Raw genomic sequence first — 18,090 nt, 5'->3', positions numbered from 1 at the left:
TACTGCATATTTAACAAGGGGAACACTCTTCAATTGGCTGATCTTTCAGCAATATTGACAGAGGCTCCCCTAATCATTGTTATTTTTCCTTATTACAGTTTTATTCTTGCTGTAGCAATAGCCTAACTACAGCAGCAGTAACAGTCAGTAATTTTACTTCAAGTCCTAAAATTTTATTTATTGTGCAGCATCTGCATAGGTGGTCGCAATCCTTATATTTTTTACGTAATGTGTCACAGCCGCTTCATCCCCTCCATAAACACCCCATTTTGGATCGCAATCCTGTACATCAAGTGTTCTACAGCTCAGACGCTGTGTTCCATTGGCCAGGGTTTGTTTCACACCATTGTACCAGAGTTCAATAAAGCCAACAGAGGGATTACGGGAAACTTTCATGCGAATCACAAAGCGCATCCAGGTACTCACCGGCAAGGTAATCGACCATGGAACGCTGGAACCATCATTATCGTCAAAATGTTGCAGCTCCAGCTTTCCAGCTTTTGTCCTCAGCATCAAAGGATGATTTTGCAATGATCCTGCTGTCGGATAAGATTTCCACTGAAAGATCGCTTCAGTTTTTATACTGGAAGGAATGAGCAGTTTACTCGTAAAACCGATGTAAATTTCATCACCCTCAGCTGCCAGATAGTTCTTCGCTCCATGTCCTTCTGTACGGTGGCTCCCAACAGGTTTCAGGAATTTCCAGGTCAATACTCCTGTTTCATCGGTCACCGTAGATACCGCACCAGTCCCTTCGATATTAATATTCTTCCAGACATTCGAAGAGCCATTGCTGGCATCACCATTGAACAATACGGAGGAAATCTGGACATCTCCATTAGCAGCTGCAGGAACTTTATCCTGCTCTGCAACAGACTTATCCTTTTCACAACTGGACAATAACAAACTCCCACTCATGAATACTGCAATCATTAATTGGTTCTTTTTCATAAAAATGATATATGGTTAAAATTTGGTTGATTCCTGTTATTGTCCGATGATAAGGTAAGACCCCTGAATTCCTGCTTGTCTAATTGTATCTTATTTCAACTGATCAGCCCTTAACAAAGCTTCCAGGTAGTAATAATCAGCATAAGAGAGTGGTACATCTACTTCCGAATTAGAGGGCTTAGAACCTGTACTGCTGGTCAAAATAAATCCTCCATTCGTCCCTATTGGCGCAGTATATTTATCTGCCATACTGTTCATCATCACATTTGCCTTATCCAGATAAGTCTTCTTTTGATCACTATACCCACTCAGCTCATACAATGCGGAAGCGATTACCGCAGCGGCGGATACATCACGAGGCTCATTAGGAATGTTTGGCGCATTATAATCCCAGTAAGGAACCAGGTCTTTTGGCATATTAGGGTGATTTAAGATATAATTAGCAATGTTTTCCGCTTGTTTCAGATACACCGGATTTTTGGTAAAGCGGTAACACATGGTATATCCATAAAGCGCCCAACCTTGTCCTCTTGACCAGGCTGATTCATGACTATAGCCCTGATGCGTTTGTTTTTTCAGGACAACACCAGTCTGCGGATCATAATCAATCACATGATAAGAGCTATAATCCGGACGGAAATGATTTTTTATCGTCGTGTTCGCATGGCTTACAGCAATTTTATAAAAAGAAGAATCTCCGGTTAATCTGCTCGCCTCAAACAACAATTCCAGGTTCATCATATTGTCGATGATCACCGGATTTACCCATTTATCCCGACTATGGTCCCAGGATAAAATTACCCCTGTTTTAGGGTTAAAACGAGTCGACAATTTTTTTGCCGATTCTATAATCACGGCTTTATAATGTGCATCATCAGTTATTCGATAGCCAGTCCCAATACTACAGTATACTTTAAAGCCCATATCATGAGTCGTACCATTTAGCTTTTCCTTTTCTATTGCTGAAGAGAATTTTCTAGCTTCCTTCATCCAGGCCTGTTGGTGATTATACTCGTATAAAAACCACAATACTCCTGGAAAAAAACCACTGGTCCAGTCCTTGGAAGCCACCAATTTCAGTTTTCCTTTCTCAGTAGTTCTTGGCGACACCAGGGCCGGATTCCCCGATTGATGTTTCGCTTCGTCTACCTCCTTCAACATAAATTCAGTTTGTTTGGCCGCGAGTTTAAAGGCCTTTTTAACATTTGGCTGCTGAGCAAAAACGCTGGAATTCAGCACAGAAAGAGCTAGTACAGTAAAAAAGTATCTTTTCATTATTTTAAATATTATAAGGGTAATCACTTAATAAAAACTATGGAGCTATAGGAATCAGCTGCACTTCTAACAACTTCATTAGCTCAACTCCATTTGGCTTTACCGGACTTAATTTCAGCTGATAATCTCCTGCAGGAAACGCTAATGTTGCCACATCCTGAGTTACCACCCCACTTTTCTGAGCAGTTGTGGATACCTCAATGCTGGAAGAACCGAGCTCAACCCGATATTTTGCTCCGGGATCTGCTCCGGGCAGATATTTTACCAGCACACGATATTTTGCCGGATTGATCATTCTTAGGTCCCAGGTCAAAGACTGCTCTTCCGACTTTATCCCATCCACGAAATAACGATCGGTTTTACCATCTCCAAATCCAAACCCCTTACCTTTTAACCGGGCATCAAAAGCCAGCAACCTGTTGGTCAGCTCTTTATCGGCCAGCAAACGAATAGGATCAACTTCCAGAGGGCCATTTAATTCCAATACCACTACAGCATCCACCCTATCCGCTGACTTTTTAGGTACTGCAATACGCAGATCTGCAGTTCCCAAACGTTGCAATTTCAATGTTTTTTTTAAAGGATCGTTCAGTAGATAAGCCTGTTTCACCTCCGTTTTTAAGCCACCTAATAACAACTGTCCATCCTTAGGCCAGTCAAATACATGCAGGTAAAGTCGCTGGCCCTGCTGAGTCGCCACACCCCAGGCCGGAATCGGTAAATCGGTTCTATCCGTTCCAAAAATGGAAGCTTTATTTTTATGTAACCAGGGACCTATGCTATCCAGAATCCGCTGGTCCTTCTGATCAAAACTACCATCACCTTTCGGACCGATATTCATCAGCAGATTCCCGCCGCGGGAAGCCGCATTTGCCAGCAAGCGAATAAAAAAACTGGCCGACTTATGACTGTGGTCATGCTTTGAATAACCATAAGATTCATTAGTTGTAGGAATAGCTTCCCAATCTCCGCTGACCGTACGAAACTCTGCCGGACGATCTCCCGTATTTTGGTAATCACCAAAATTCGTAGTCGCAGTTCTCGCCAGGCGACCATTTACCACAATATTCGGATCGCTTGCCCTGATCGCCTGAAGTATCCTCAGATTTTCTGAGAATGGTAATTTATGAGGGGTATCAAACCATAGAATATCAGGATGATACTTCTTAATGAGTTCCTGAATTTGAGGAATGGCTTTCTCATCTACATATTTTTGGGCTTTTGGCAACCATTCCGGATGCTGGTCGAACCAGTTTGCTCCACCGATCAGTTGATCACCTCCCGGATTTTTATATTCCCAATCATTACCTGGCGCATCTGGATGCTCCCAGTCGAAAGCATGAGAATAATAAAACCCGAATTTCATACCATGCTTCTTCGCTGCTGCAGTCAATTCTGCCATAGGATCCCGTTTAAAAGGAGTCTGGTCCATCACATCGAAATCTGAAACTTTGGAATCAAACAACGCAAAACCATCGTGGTGCTTGGCTGTAATGATAAAATAGTTCATACCCGCTTTTTTTGCTTTCAGAATCCATTCTTCGGCATTAAATTTCAAGGGATTAAATTCATGAGCAAGCTCCAGATAATCCGCCTTACTGATTTTTTCCTTACGCATCAGGTGTTCTGCATAACCACTCAGGACCTTCCCTTTCCATTCTCCTTCAGGAATAGAGTACAATCCCCAGTGGACAAACATTCCAAACTTCGCATCACGCCACCATTTCATACGCTGTTCATGACCCTTCATTGATGCTGTCCACCAGTCATTTTTAGCGGCTTCGATTGCTCGTTCATCACGAAGCTTCGCCTGGTTAAACATCTCTTTATCTTCATCACCGGCCACCTGGCTATAACTATAACCCGCTGTCAAGGACAAAGACAACAACAAAAAAGCCGATTTACAATTCATCATTTATCAATTAAAAAAGAGGTCTAAATTTTAAAATGCATTCCTTCATTTGATGCGATTAACGCTAAAAAATAGGAAATCAGTTCAACCAAATCAGGGGATTCCTCAGCGGTAAATTCCGAATCACTTCTTCTACTTTCGGTTCATGATCCAGTTTCTGCCAGGTCTGCAACCAACTCTGCTCCTCAAAAGCAGCAGCAGCAAATATTAAAAAGGGCTGGGCCACCGGCCAGTTTTCCCAATACATCACATCTGGTTTTAAAGGCCATTTACTTTTATCCTTTACAAAAGGGAAAAAATACGCTACTCCCTTTCTGATCGACTTCCCATCAGAGGTTTCAAAAGTCCAGAGGTTATCCTTAGGAGTAGAAAGAATCTGACAAAGTGTAGTCATCGCATCCAGGTTAAAAACAGAATAACCATAAGGCTTGGTCCGCGCCAATTCTCTTGGAAAACTACCATCAATGGCCATCTGATTTGGCAGCAATACGGTTTTATAACGATCTGCACAAAAATCCAACAAGCCCTGATTGCCGGTCAGCTTCGCAAAAGAAGCCACCTGCATTGTGAAACAGGTTCCATGGTTATTTTCTGCTTTTAGCTCATCTTTACCATAAGGATGCGTCATCAGCCAATTCAGATATTCAGAAAACCAGTCTTTAACACCTTTCAAAACGGCAACATCCATGGCTTTAGACATCACCAATACTCCCTGTGCCACCTCCATCAGCTGAATGGTGTCAATGATCCCTATCCCGCGTCCAGTAAACCTGCCTTTAATCGCCTGGGCATATTTTAAATGAGGATTCATCAGCGTTGCTTCATTGATAAACCAGGCTTTCAAATGAACCATGGCCTGTTTAGCATACTTTTCCTCCCCCGTTAGGCGATAGGCAGAAGCCAAAGCACCAATAATTTCACTAAAACGGATCATCGCCAAACGATGGGCTACAAAATTATCCGGATTGGTCATCCCATCCCGCTGTATATAGGGGCCATCCGGATTTTTAGGATCCGGCCACCAATAATCCCCTTCTGAGAAGAAATCATGTACACCACCAGCACTTCTTGATGAGCTTGCTGCCGTTACTGTAGTCGGTTTTTGCTGCATTGCCCATTTCGCACGAGCCAGCACCTTATTTTTTAAAGTCAGCACTGCCTGCTTTTTAACTTCATCATTCAGCGGATTTCCACTGACAAGCCGGGGAAAGCTTATCAATAGAAAAATTGCTGTAAAAAGGCTTAGGGTTAATCTTTTCATCCTTAATTTTTAATACGAGTCATTGCCTTAAAACTAATTTTATTCAGAGTATTCGGTTTTCCTTTAACCGCAGCACTGATGGCTGTTTTTAACTTCCCATCCTTTCCATGTTCCACTTTAATCTCCCGGAAGATATACGCACCTTTTTCATAATCGAAACTCTCACCATCATCATCATAAAGCTGATAACTACCTGGTTGATATCCATAATACCTGATCTCAAGATCAAGTTTATCCTTTGCTTTCGGGGCCTGCATTAATGCTGGTCCCATAGGAATAATCCCACCATCTTTTACATACACCGGAATACGGTCCAGCCCAGGCGTTACTGTAATTACCGTCCCATCGCCCACGAAATCACCAGTATAAAAGTCAAACCATTTCCCCCGGGGAAGAATGACCGTACGGGTTGTTTTTCCCGCAAACATGGGAGCTACCAGTAAATACTCCCCGGCCATATACTGATCTTTTACTTCTTTAGTAACTGCATCCACATAGGGATTTTCTTCCAGATTCGTATTTTTCACTTCCTTTTGAAGTCCGGAGTTAAAACCTTGTTCGAGGTTCATCGCCCGAAATGGCGGGATTCCTTTAAAATGGTATTTCGCAAACTCGCTATACCAGTAAGGCATCATCTTCATGCGCAAAACAGCCATATCTTTGACCTGTTGCTCTACTTCCGGATAAGACCATGGTTTTGTGCCACTAGACCAGGCATTGATCATCGCCATAGGCGAAAACACGACCGACTGCATCCTGCGCAACCATTCTTCTCCTGTTTTAGATGCCCGCACTTCCGGCGTCCACAAGACTCCGGCAAAACTACTGTTGATCAATGCGGTAATAAAATCCTCATGGTTATAATAATCGTTGTATATCACATAAGGAAAAGAGGTTCCACCGCCATTAGAACCACGCACTAAACCATAAGTCCGTTGATTACGCTCATGGAAAAGTTCAGAACTCCAACGTTGAGTCAGCAATCCATAAGTCTGACGCATTTGCTCCGCACTTTTCCCGGAAGGGAAAGTCGTCACATCTGGCCATAAATAATGATCATAACCATCTACCTCATCAAACTTATACCCACTCACACCAATATCGACCTGGCTCTTTTTCAATTGTCCAAACAACAATTGCTGCGCCTCCGGCATGCTGAGGTCTGGTATTGCGCCCAGCCAAACCGTATGATCTGCGGTAAAAGGTTTGATCTCTTTATAAATCGGAGCTTCCGGAGAGACATAAGGATTGGTCCATAAGTTCAACCTGATTCCTTTTTTAAGCATGCTAGCTACAAATCCTGCAGGATCTGGAAACCTGCCTTTATCCCATTCAAAAGAACAAGGGTATGCCTTACTCTGCCAACCTGGTTCCAGCCCTATGAAATCCAATGGAAAACCTTTCTCTGTGAAGGTGGCGGCTTCTTTTTCTACGTCCTCAGCGGTAAATAAGGTTTTGACACGCTGAGTAAATCCCAATCCCCAACGCGGAGGCAATGGGCCTCCACCATTAAATAAATTATACCTGCTCACTGCTTCCAATGGTGTCGGACCAGCAAATACATAAAACTCCACACCTTCTGCCGGAACCAAAAATTCTACTGCATCGGAATACGGGCGGGAAGCCCAGCTTTTATCGGTGTTCCGATCTTTGGCTATTGGCGCGTTTTCACTATCCCTTTTCACCCCTGTTCCCGCATAGACTTTCAGGTAACGTGCAGAATTAATGAAAACCCCATATCCTGCCGACGATACGTAAAAGGGAGTTGGAGCATGTGTCCGACCATTGTCTTTACCACCAAAATGGTCTACATGCAGTTCCAGAATCTTCCCCCGCTGGTGCACAGTCTGGAAATTCAAACCAAAGCCAAAAAGCTGCTCTTCCTTTTGTAATGGAAAACTCAAATAAGTCTTTCCATCTTTAAATTGGGCAAGCACTTGCTTTTGCTGCATTGGAAATTCAGGCGAACTCATTGTGTTCAATCCCGCTAAATAAGGTTTGGCACCGGAAGCTGTTAACAGGTTATAACTTTCAGGACGGCCTACAGTTCCTTTCCAGACTCCGGAAGCCACCTGCTCCCAGGCAATGTTTTGCGCATTTACACAAAAACCACAACATAAAAATGCAATACCAATCGCAAAGCTTTTAAACATCATTTTAAATTATGCTATAAGGGATAAACCTTGTAAATCTTATTTTTTTCGGTTTTAAAATCTAAAACATAGCCCTCAGCTACTTCCAGTTTTTTCAACACTACCGCTGTACCCTTTTTGAATTCCGGCACAAAAGCTTTCTGAGTTAGTAAATTGCTATTTGCTCCATTCGGCTCTTTAGCAGGCAGCACTTTAGCCTTAGCTGCTGAAGCAGCAGTTGCATCAGCAATATCAAATGCAACAATCTTTATGGGTTGCAAACTGCGTAACCTGCAATTTCCTCCTAATACTGATTTGATGCTGGCTTCAGTTAACTTACCATCTTTCCAGTTGATGCCAACTACAAAATTCCCTCTGGCTTTGATCCCCTGGATGCTACCTGAAGACCAGGCATCTGGCAATGCAGGTAATAAACTGATCATTCCATCCTGACTTTGCAATAACATCTCCGTAATTCCGGCAGTAGCACCAAAGTTTCCATCAATCTGGAAAGGCGGATGCGCATCAAAAAGATTCGGATAAGTACCACCTCCACTCATCTGTGCTTTTGTTAAAGTCGGATCGATATAAGTGAAGGCATCCTCCAGGATTTTATAGGCATGATTCCCATCCTGTAACCTTGCCCACCAATTGATCTTCCAGGCCATCGACCAGCCTGTGCTCACATCTCCTCTAAAAATCAGCGTCTGTTTTGCAGCACTCGCCAGTTCAGGAGTTTCAAAAACTGAAATCTGGTTACCTGGAAATAAGCTGAACAAATGAGAAATGTGACGGTGGGTATCCTTTGGATCGTCCCAATCCTGAAACCATTCCTGCACCTGACCATATTGTCCAATGTGGAAAGGGTATAACTGCTTACGTGCATTTATCAATTCCTTTCTGAATTCGATATCGATATTCAAGGCTTCAGTTGTACGGATCAGGGCAGTAAACAACTCTCTGAGGATCGACATATCCATTGTTGAGGCTTTGGATAGCTGGTATTCTTTTCCTTGAATCTTCACCGTATTCTCCGGAGAAGTAGAAGGGCTAGTCACCAGATAACCCGTTTTATCATCCTTGATCAGCCATTGCAACATAAACTCCGCGGCGCCTTTCATCAGAGGATAAGCAGTTTTACTTAAAAACATTTTGTCTCCGGTAAACAGATAATGTTCAAATAAATGGGTACTGAACCAGGCGCCACTCATTGGCCATGCCGTCCATCTTGGTGCTCCTTTAGGATCCCAATCATACCCTCCCGGAGGAGAAGTTTTGGCCCAGAGGTCCGAATTGTGGTGTGCCACCCAACCTTTGTCTATGTTGTAATTTATTTTAGCGGTTTTTGCCCCATTTACAGCCAGCTCTTTCATAAAATCAAAAAGTGGTTGATGACATTCCGAAAGGTTGGCATTTTCTGCCAGCCAGTAATTCATTTCCGTATTGATATTGGTAGTATAGTTACTCCCCCATGGTGGCTGAACATGATCATTCCAAATTCCCTGAAGATTAGATGGTCTGGATCCGGGACGCGAACAAGCGATCATTAAATACCTGCCAAACTGATAATACAAAGCTTGTAAACCCTGATCATTTTTAGTTTTCGCGTATTGCTTCAAACGTTCATCTGTTGGCTGTTTTTCTGCAACCGGATTCCCCTTCAGCTCAAATTTCACCCGATTAAAAAGCTGTTGATAATCTTTTACATGTTGTGCTTTCAACACCTCATAAGTTTTTCCAAATACGGCATTCATGTCTGCCAGGGCAGCAATAGCAGGATCTTTCCCTGCAAGTCCCGGAGATTTGTCGAAGCCATTAAAACTGGTTGCTTCCGTTAAATAAATTGTAACGGCATTGGCATTTTTAATTTCAAGCTGATCACCAAGGCTCTTCAATGTCCCCCCTTCATTTTTGACCCTCATTCGGATTTCAAAAGTCATCCCTTCCTTTTCGTCATACTCCACCTGCTTAGGTTCATAATCCCTATTCGCTACAAACTTCGGCGCCTTCCCTTTCAGGATCAACTCTTGTTGGCCTCCGGCAGTTGTCTTAAAACGTAGTTTGCTGATCAATCCGGCATTAAAACTAATGGAACCTGGCTTACTCGCCGTAATTTTCATCATCAGTACTTTCCCAGGAAAACTGGTAAATACTTCTCTTTTATAGTCAACCCCATTCAGAGAATAATTTACGCTGGCCATCGCATTTTCCAATTGAAGCGACCTGTTGTAGCGCGTTGGAATACTGTCTTTCTGATGAAATTGCAGGTATAAATCTCCTAAAGGCAAATATCTGGCCGAGTATGGCCCCTGCATTTTCCGCCACAGCTGTGTGGCTTCCTCATACTTCCCTTCCTCAATTGCTTTACGCACTTCCGGTAATACCGAAGGCCCTGCCGGATTATTGCCCGGATCTGGATAACCAGACCAAAGGGTATTGTCGTTCAAAGGAATTCTTTCCCGGTTTACCCGGCCATACACCATCGCACCGGTTTTTCCATTACCCAATGGCAAGGCTTCCTCCCAGACTTTCGCTGGCCGATCGTACCACAATTTTAAAGGCTGTTGTGCAATGGTACTTACACTAAGCAGGGACAGGGCTCCTAAAAAGACATACAGTTTCTTCATTTCAATTATTTTATTTCGACAAATGCGGATGCCAATCCATCAGCTTTTACACTGGCTACACTCTTTCCTTTATTCATCTGAATACTGATCTCCGCACGACCATTTCCAAGCTGAACTTTTCTTGAACCACGGGCAGTTCCCAAATCATCCATTAAAGTTCCATCTCCAGTGATTCCAAAGCTGACATAGTTTTGTGCATCCAGACACAAAATATTGTTCTTGTCCAGCACTTTAACCTGAATCGTAGCAACACCATCCTTTTCAGAGATTTTTTCCAAAACCATTTTTGCAGGTTTGTCCCATTTAGCGGTTTGATATTCCTGTGTGATCTCATCAGTAAATACTTTTCCATCTTTCTTGCCTACCGCTTTGATCGTGTTCTGCCCTTCTTTAAAATTCACCATCCACCTCAATCCAGCAGCAGGAAAATCCTGACTGTTTCTCTTTCTCTTACCCAGACTTTTACCATTCAGAAAGAGTTCTACCTCATCGAGATTAGCGTATACCTTAATCATCTTCTGCTCATCAGCAGCCCCCCACCTTACCGGCCAGGAATGCCCATAAATATGGATCATTGGCGCCGTTGTCCAGTACGACTGGAACACATAGAATGCTTCTTTTTTTGTAAAATCACGCTCTACCACCCCTTTTTGATTCATATAAGGAACTGGATTATCCGGACGGACCGGAGTAGAAAAATCTTTAAATGGCCAGTAAGCGGCACCACTTAACCAGGGCATGGTTTCCTGTTCTTTCAAATGCCAGTCGATCAGGTTCACAATGTAACTTTCACTCCAATCGCCATCTTTAGAAACACGCGCACTGCCACCAAATAAGGAAGCATCACCAGCACGCTCATCTGCACCTTTACCTGTAGTCACCAGACTCAAAGCGTTATCCGGACTTTCCGAATGACGGCCGGCATGGCTATCTCCTCCCCATTCTACATGAAGGAAATGGTCTACTTTATCAAATTCCTGCTTAGATACATCTTTATATTCGGTATAAATTCCACGGTACCAACCTGCCCAGATGGAAGGCGAATAAACATCTACAATGTCTTTACAGAAATCACACCTTCTAATTGCTGTTTTTCTGGAAGGATCTAAAACATGGGAAAGGTCATTCAGTTCTTTCATGAACTCCCTGATCTTATGCTGATCAAACTCAGAGAAATCCCCTGGCCAGTCGTTTTCATTACCCATACCCCAAATGATAATGGAAGGATGGTTATAATGTTGTTCCACCATATTTACCAACATAGTACGTGCCTGATTTTTATAGCTTTCGCCACCCAAACCACCACGACACCATGGAATCTCTTCCCAAACTAAAATCCCCAGGCTATCGCATAAATCCAGTACAATTCTGGATTGCTGGTAATGACCCAGACGGATAAAATTCACTCCCATACTTTTCATCAGTACCATCTCCTCACGGATCTGATCTTCTGTCATCGCTGCTGCAACACCTGCATGGTCTTCATGACGATGTGTTCCCCTTAATAAAAGCCTTTTACCATTCAACATAAAAGGCCCTTTTTTTACGAACTCAAAGTTTCTAAAACCTATTTTCTCGGAATGAACCGATGAAACACCATTGGCAGTGATGCTCATTTCAACCGTATACAGGTTAGGATTTTCGGTAGACCATAGTTTAGGATTCTTCAAAGTAGTTTCCCAAAGCTCTTTTTTACCATAAAATGCTTTCCATTCTTTATTAAAACTGGCTACCAATTTCCCTTGGGGATCTTTTACCTGTAATTTCAGCATAATGGTGTCTACCCCATCAGGATTTAGCAGACGGGAACTGATTTTCAAAGTTCCCAGAGCCCCTTTCACATCAACACTTGCCGTTGCGAAAAGCTTTTCAGCCGAAACCTGTGGTTGATACTGCAGGTTCAGGTAGCGATACAAACCACCATACACATTGAAATCTGAAAGATCCGAAGGGATCATTTCAAGATCCCGGGAGTTATCCGAACGGATTTCCACCGGGATCTTTCCTTTAAACTGTTTTTGGAATAAAGGATTTTTACGGAAGGCTGCAACCGCATCGGTAATGTCAGCCGTCCATTCATCGTAACCTCCAGTATGTTCGGCTACTAAAACATCATAGACATACACTTTAGTTTTCTGACCCGCCCCTTCAAAATGAAGCAGCGTTCTTCCATTTTTATACGGATTATTGATCGACAGCTGTGTCCGGTACCAACCCGGCCCCTGGTAATAGTTCAGATCTGGCGTAACAGCATCCTTTGCATTGAAACAATGCGGAAGTGTGACCTGCTCCCATACCGGAACACTTTCCGGGTTTCCAGCCTTCACTGGCCTGATGGCTTCATATATACCACCGAGGTCTCCCTTCAAAAATTCCCAGTTCTGGGTTAAACGTTGACTTTGCTGTGCGAATACATTATTAAATAGGATCGTGCAAAAAATGGCTAAAGTAAGTCTTCTCATAAATTTTATTCTACTCGGAAAGGGTAAACCGTATTGCCATATACATGGACAATCGCGTTTGTGGTCACATAACCACCAGATCTGTTTTTCGTTTTCTTGTTAATTTCAATTGGAGCAAGGTCATCGTTGTTGATGATCCTTAGGCTCATTTTGCCTTCCTGATCAAATCCTTTAAAGTCATTTAGTAACCCAAGGCCAGAGGCTTTCGTAGCAAGTGTCCCTGGAGGCAACATCGTTTGGGCCTCAACAGGCGTTAACCGGATGTTATTGAAATTATAATTTCCCTGTAACATCAGGTATAAAAAGTAGTTCCTTACATCTTCTTTCGGGTAATCTTCCCACCTGCTGGCCGGTCGACTCGTTAAAATTTCATTCGTTCCCGGCTTTAAAGTGATAATTGGAAAATCGACCCACATTCCTGCAGTTACCTTTTTGGCTTTGGCATCCCAAACCCTAACTGCATCATTATGCAGAAAGATGAAAGTCATCCCTTGCTTTTCATATGCAGCAAGGTCGATTTCAGCATATTCAAGACCTTTCCTCATCCACTTAAACACGGTATCACTAAGATTGGTTGTACTGGTATAAGAACGGTTTTCTAAAAATTGCCTGGCCGATATATTAATATTCGGATCCAGGGTTTTAGGATTATAGTCGTATTTCTTTTGCATTTCCATACCGAACATATTACATCCGGCTGCCAGTGGTAAAAGCAATATAAAGGCGTACCTTTTTACTAAAATATTGAGCTTATTCATATGCGATCTTTTAATCAGTGTAACCAGGATTTTGGTATAATTTATAATTGGAATTCAGCACATTTCTGTGTAGTGGCCAGTAAACCTTTTGCTCAGGATTCAGGAAGCCCGGTGTCTCTATATTTCCAGCTGCCGTTTGTCTTCTGATCAAAATAGGATCCATCACCTTCTTCACATGATTGGTACGAACCAGGTCGAACCATCTTTTCCCTTCGCCAAAAAGCTCAAGTTGTCTTTCATTAAGAATGGCATCTTCCATGGCAATTTGGTTCGCTACCAGAGGATCTCCAGCCAGATATTCCGGAATTCCTGCACGTTTACGCACATAATTCAAATATTTCAAAGCCGTTGGCAAATCACCTGATCCATTCAATGCTTCCGCATATAAAAGATAAATATCCGCCAAACGGTACATGGTCAGGTAAACTGGTGCTGCCTGATTGGTAGCCGGCCATGGATCTGTTGCAGTTGGACTGGCTGCCGTTGGATACCATTTAATAAAACGGTCCCTGTTCGGTTTCGGCTGTGCCAAAAACACATCTGCAGTTTGTCTCGGTCTGATATCTGAAGACCTTGTTGTCTGCGATTGTGGCTGGAACCAGGTCGCCCAGATTCCTTCGTCCACCACCACTTGTTTGTTGTTGGATGTCCAGGAGGTCTGCATACAGGCGCAACCATTTTTCAGGTAATCCCAATGGATGCTCCAGATCGACTCAATACTATTTGCAGGAGCGGTAAACACACTTTTCCAGGTTGCTGAAGGTTGTAAGTTGGCCTCATTTGTTCCTGCATAAACTGTTCCTGTAGGACCTTTAGCCGCGAATAAAAGCTTAATCCATTTGATCGCATTCGCATAATCCTTCTTCCACATGTACACATCTGCCATGGTTGCACAGATGGCCGCTTCACCAAGGTTAAAAACCACAGATTTATCACCCTTTTTCACTAAAGCATAAGCTTTCTCTAAATCTGGAATGATCACTTCATTGATCACTTTATCTTTTGCTGCTCTGGGTTCCTGGGAAGGCTGATCCAATGTTTCATAAGGTTCCAACCTAATCGGTGCATCTCCCCAAACACGTACCAGATAAAAATAACTCATGGCACGCATGGCATAGGTTTGAGAAAGATAACTATCAATCATGGCCTTTGTGAGTAAAGGATCCAGACTGGCTGCTAATGGGATATATTTGATGTTGTTATTGGCTCTACCGATCACCGCATACAATCCACTCCAATCCGAGAACTGATTGGTAGGTGTTAAACTGTTCAATACAATTTCATCTACATAATCCTTGGTATAGATTAAAAAGCGGTCAAAATTATCTGAACGGTACTCTCCCCAGTACATGTACTTTTCGGTGTATTGATCTTTTCCGACCATTTCCAGCTGAAATCCGGAATACATTCCTGCAACTGCCGCTTCTACATCATATCTGTTTTTATAAAAATCTGTTATTGGCACCTGATTGAAAGGTCGTTCATCTAAAAACTTTTTACAACCTCCTAATAACAGTGTTGCACCTAATGCAGACATTGCGATTAATTTTTTCATCATCATCATATTAGAAATTAACATTGATACCAAAACCAAACTCTCTTCTTCTTGGATATTTACCTACGTCATCACCCGGAGTTAATGGGTTGCTGGTACTGAACTCAGGATCGTAACCACGGTAATTGGTCCAGGTTAATAAATTGGTTCCATATATATAAGTAGTAACTCTTCTCAGATGAACCACTTTAGACCATTTTTCATCCAATTGATACGACAAGCGTGCACTTGATAACCTAAAGAAGGAAGCATCTTCGATATAAAGACTGTTCTGATTGGTTTTCAGGTTTCCACGGTTGTTCTTCTCGATGTAATATGGATATTTCGCCACATCTCCAGGCTTTCTCCAGGAATTGTACACGATATCCGGAGAACCGGCACCTGTATTGGAGGGATTATTCTGACTTTGCAATAAAGTATTGTATACTTCTCCACCAAAAGAGCCATTGAAAGTAAAGGATAAAGAGAAGGCTTTGTAGCGCAGGTTATTGGTGACACCCAGATAGAAATCAGGCGTCGCATTGCCCAGAATCTGACGGTCTTCATCATCAATTACCCCATCTTCTTTCACCTCTTCCCATTCGGCATCACCACCTTTTAATTTCCCGTCCGGTGCACGTTTGCTCAATACATTACCGGTATAAAGTTGTCCGTCTTTGGTATATACCGGCTTACCATTCTCAATTTTCGGCGCACCATTTTCCAGTACAACTGTCAGTTTTTTCCAGTTCTCATCATAGGCATTCGATTCATTCCATTGGTATACACCCAGATTTCTCCAGCCATAGAAATTACCAATTTTACCACCTTCTTCTACATACCATTTATTTCCAACAAATAACGGAATACCACCTGCTAGCTTCTTAATCTTCCCACGTTCAAAGGTGAGGTTACCCATTACATTCCATTCGAAATTCTTCGACGCCACTGGTGTTCCATTCACTACAAACTCTAAACCTTTAGACTGGATGGTTCCCAGGTTCACCTGTACGGTGTTGAAACCTGTTTCTTTCGCCAGTTCCCTTGGGTATAGTAAATTAGTGGTCTCTTTTACGTAGTAATCGGCGGTAAATCCTAGCCTTCCTTTGAAGAAGCTCAAGTCCATTCCAATGTTGTTCTGTGTAGTAGTTTCCCATTTGATATAAGGGTTACCAAAGTTGGAAATCGGTACTGCAGCACCAATACCATTGTAATTACCAGAAAATCCATATTTGGTATAAGATTCGTAATCTCCGATTTTATCGTTTCCTAACTGACCAAAACTATAACGAAGTTTTGCATCTTCCAGGTAAGGTTTAGCAAAGTTCATGAATTTCTCATCAGAGAAACGCCATGCAGCAGATGCAGAGAAGAAATTACCCCAACGATTTTCCGGTCCAAATCTTGAAGATCCATCTCTACGATAAGTTCCCTGCAAGATGTATCGTCCTTTATAGTTATATCCTAATCTACTAAAGATAGAAACTGTAGAGTTTGCAGTTCCATCCGTGTAACTTCTGGAAGCATTCAGGTAATCCGGAAGCGTTACAAAGATTTCTTCATTTACACTATTCAGGTACTCTGTATGTACCCGATCGAACTTTCTTCTATCTGCGCTAAAACCCAATAATCCAGAGAAAGTATGGTCTGTTAATAAAGTTCTGTTATAGTTCATGTAAGCCTGATACTCCCAGCGGAAGGTTTTGGTCATCTCATTTCTCCCTGAATTCTGATCTTTATTCGCAGAGATTATTCTTGGAGAGAAATACATATTCTGAGCATTGTCGAATGTAGCATTGAACAAAGTGGTAAACTTCAGGTCATTGGTAAAGGAATAATCAATCTGATTATTCAATTGGGCAGAATACACCTCGTCCTCATCCCTTTCATATAAAGCCTGAGCAATCGGGTTTCGTTTAGAAGCGATATAACTCGTTAAAGTCCCATCGGGATAATACAACAAGGAATAAGCTGGCCTGTCGATCACCACTCTGATGGTATTTCCTACTGGAATGGCATTCCCTTTGGACCAGCCAAATGAGATGTTGTTTGAATATTTGAATTTCGGGGAAACCTGATACCCAATGTTCACTCTTGATTGCAGACGTTTTGCCCAGCTGTTCATAATGATCGATTTATCATCCAGGTAATTCAAACTGGTATAATAATTCAATCCTTTGTTTGCACCGCTCACACCTAGTTTAATCTCTTTCTTTTGTGCCAGGTTACCTAAAAGGATCTCCTGCAAATCATTGTCGGCATTAAAACTTGGATTCAGCGAATCTGTCGCATTTGTTCTGCCTTGAATAGACCTGAATGCACGTACTTCAGCAGAATTACTGATTGGAATGCTATGCGCTAAACGTCCAAAAACATGATTATAAGTCAGGTCTATAGAAGGTTTGCCTTCCTGTCCTCTTTTGGTGGTAATTAAAATTACCCCGTTTGCAGCACGTGAACCATAAATAGAGGCTGAAGCCGCATCTTTTAACACTTCTATACCGGCCATATCGGCTGGGTTAATGTTTGCACCATTCGGATCGATCACCCCATCCACGATATATAATGGACCGTTTCCACCATTTAAAGTGGAAGTACCACGAATCTGAATGGAACCAGTTGCGCCAGGTGCTCCACCACCATCATTCACAATTAAAACCCCTGCTGCCTGGCCTTGCAAAGCATCAAAAAGGTTAATTGGCTGACGTTCTTTAATGGCTTTTTCGTTGACAGAGGAACTCGCGCCTGTCAGGTCTTTCTTTTTTGCGACCCCGCCATAACCGGTAACTACGACCTCTTCCAGGTCAGAAAAATCTTCTTTTAAATTGATGTTTATCGTTGTTTTGTTTCCAACGGTAATTTCCTGAGGCATATAACCGATATAGCTAAATACCAATACCGTCGTTTCGCCTGGTACATTTAAAGTGTAGGCACCATCCCCATTGGTAGAAGTTCCAATTGTAGTCCCTTTGGCTTTCACCCCTACACCTGGAAGATTCCCGCCCTTATCATCCTTCACCACACCTTTAACGGTGATTGTTTTTTGTGCATAGATAGCCGGGGAAAACAACATCCCCATGGCTAATAAAACGATTACGCCAACCGTCCTGATCTTGCACATTTTCCATTTGTCAGACAAATAGAGGTTCATAGTATAAATTTCCTTCATACTTCAGTT

Annotated in this window: 10 protein-coding genes; all 10 read right to left on the bottom strand. The window is 42.5% G+C overall.

Annotated features, from left to right (window positions below; genetic code table 11):
* Positions 1–177 precede the first annotated feature (177 nt).
* A complete protein-coding gene (locus R2Q94_RS10240) occupies positions 178–951 on the bottom strand; it encodes a heparin lyase I family protein (protein WP_316821357.1) in 774 nt (257 codons plus the stop codon).
* 90 nt (positions 952–1,041) lie between these two features.
* Positions 1,042–2,226: a glycoside hydrolase family 88 protein gene (locus R2Q94_RS10235; RefSeq protein ID WP_316821356.1), complete on the bottom strand. Its 1,185-nt coding sequence runs from the start codon at positions 2,224–2,226 to the stop codon at positions 1,042–1,044.
* Between the two features lie 37 nt (positions 2,227–2,263).
* On the bottom strand, positions 2,264–4,141 hold the full coding sequence (locus R2Q94_RS10230; RefSeq protein ID WP_316821355.1) for an alpha-L-fucosidase: 1,878 nt from the start codon (positions 4,139–4,141) through the stop codon (positions 2,264–2,266).
* Between the two features lie 76 nt (positions 4,142–4,217).
* Positions 4,218–5,399: an alginate lyase family protein gene (locus tag R2Q94_RS10225; RefSeq protein WP_316821354.1), complete on the bottom strand. Its 1,182-nt coding sequence runs from the start codon at positions 5,397–5,399 to the stop codon at positions 4,218–4,220.
* A 2-nt stretch (positions 5,400–5,401) separates the two neighbouring features.
* Positions 5,402–7,552: a glycoside hydrolase family 31 protein gene (locus R2Q94_RS10220; protein WP_316821353.1), complete on the bottom strand. Its 2,151-nt coding sequence runs from the start codon at positions 7,550–7,552 to the stop codon at positions 5,402–5,404.
* 14 nt (positions 7,553–7,566) lie between these two features.
* Positions 7,567–10,158, bottom strand: coding sequence for a glycoside hydrolase family 95 protein (locus R2Q94_RS10215; protein ID WP_316821352.1), 2,592 nt, complete (start codon positions 10,156–10,158; stop codon positions 7,567–7,569).
* Positions 10,159–10,163: 5 nt separating this feature from the next.
* Positions 10,164–12,620 carry a glycoside hydrolase family 2 TIM barrel-domain containing protein gene (locus tag R2Q94_RS10210; protein WP_316821351.1) on the bottom strand — a complete coding sequence of 819 codons (2,457 nt, stop codon included), beginning with the start codon at positions 12,618–12,620 and terminating at the stop codon, positions 10,164–10,166.
* Positions 12,621–12,625: 5 nt separating this feature from the next.
* Entirely contained in the window at positions 12,626–13,378 is a 753-nt protein-coding gene (locus R2Q94_RS10205) for a hypothetical protein (protein WP_316821350.1), read from the bottom strand.
* Positions 13,379–13,388: 10 nt separating this feature from the next.
* Complete coding sequence (locus tag R2Q94_RS10200) at positions 13,389–14,933, bottom strand: RagB/SusD family nutrient uptake outer membrane protein (RefSeq protein WP_316821349.1); 1,545 nt, start codon at positions 14,931–14,933, stop codon at positions 13,389–13,391.
* 10 nt (positions 14,934–14,943) lie between these two features.
* The gene (locus tag R2Q94_RS10195) at positions 14,944–18,081 is read right to left on the bottom strand and encodes a TonB-dependent receptor (protein WP_316821348.1); all 3,138 of its coding nucleotides are present in this window, start codon (positions 18,079–18,081) and stop codon (positions 14,944–14,946) included.
* Positions 18,082–18,090 lie beyond the last annotated feature (9 nt).

Origin of the sequence: Pedobacter gandavensis, from assembly GCF_032678465.1 — a bacterium.
GTDB lineage: Bacteria > Bacteroidota > Bacteroidia > Sphingobacteriales > Sphingobacteriaceae > Pedobacter > Pedobacter gandavensis_B.
This window is presented reverse-complemented; position numbering and strand designations above follow the sequence as displayed.

Excerpts from the sequence above, each read along its gene's own strand:
- R2Q94_RS10215 (WP_316821352.1), bottom strand. The coding sequence starts at position 10,158 with ATGAAGAAACTGTATGTCTTTTTAGGAGCCCTGTCCCTGCTTAGTGTA.
- R2Q94_RS10200 (WP_316821349.1), bottom strand. The coding sequence starts at position 14,933 with ATGAAAAAATTAATCGCAATGTCTGCATTAGGTGCAACACTGTTATTA.
- R2Q94_RS10235 (WP_316821356.1), bottom strand. The coding sequence starts at position 2,226 with ATGAAAAGATACTTTTTTACTGTACTAGCTCTTTCTGTGCTGAATTCC.
- R2Q94_RS10240 (WP_316821357.1), bottom strand. The coding sequence starts at position 951 with ATGAAAAAGAACCAATTAATGATTGCAGTATTCATGAGTGGGAGTTTG.
- R2Q94_RS10225 (WP_316821354.1), bottom strand. The coding sequence starts at position 5,399 with ATGAAAAGATTAACCCTAAGCCTTTTTACAGCAATTTTTCTATTGATA.
- R2Q94_RS10205 (WP_316821350.1), bottom strand. The coding sequence starts at position 13,378 with ATGAATAAGCTCAATATTTTAGTAAAAAGGTACGCCTTTATATTGCTT.
- R2Q94_RS10230 (WP_316821355.1), bottom strand. The coding sequence starts at position 4,141 with ATGATGAATTGTAAATCGGCTTTTTTGTTGTTGTCTTTGTCCTTGACA.
- R2Q94_RS10210 (WP_316821351.1), bottom strand. The coding sequence starts at position 12,620 with ATGAGAAGACTTACTTTAGCCATTTTTTGCACGATCCTATTTAATAAT.
- R2Q94_RS10195 (WP_316821348.1), bottom strand. The coding sequence starts at position 18,081 with ATGAAGGAAATTTATACTATGAACCTCTATTTGTCTGACAAATGGAAA.
- R2Q94_RS10220 (WP_316821353.1), bottom strand. The coding sequence starts at position 7,552 with ATGTTTAAAAGCTTTGCGATTGGTATTGCATTTTTATGTTGTGGTTTT.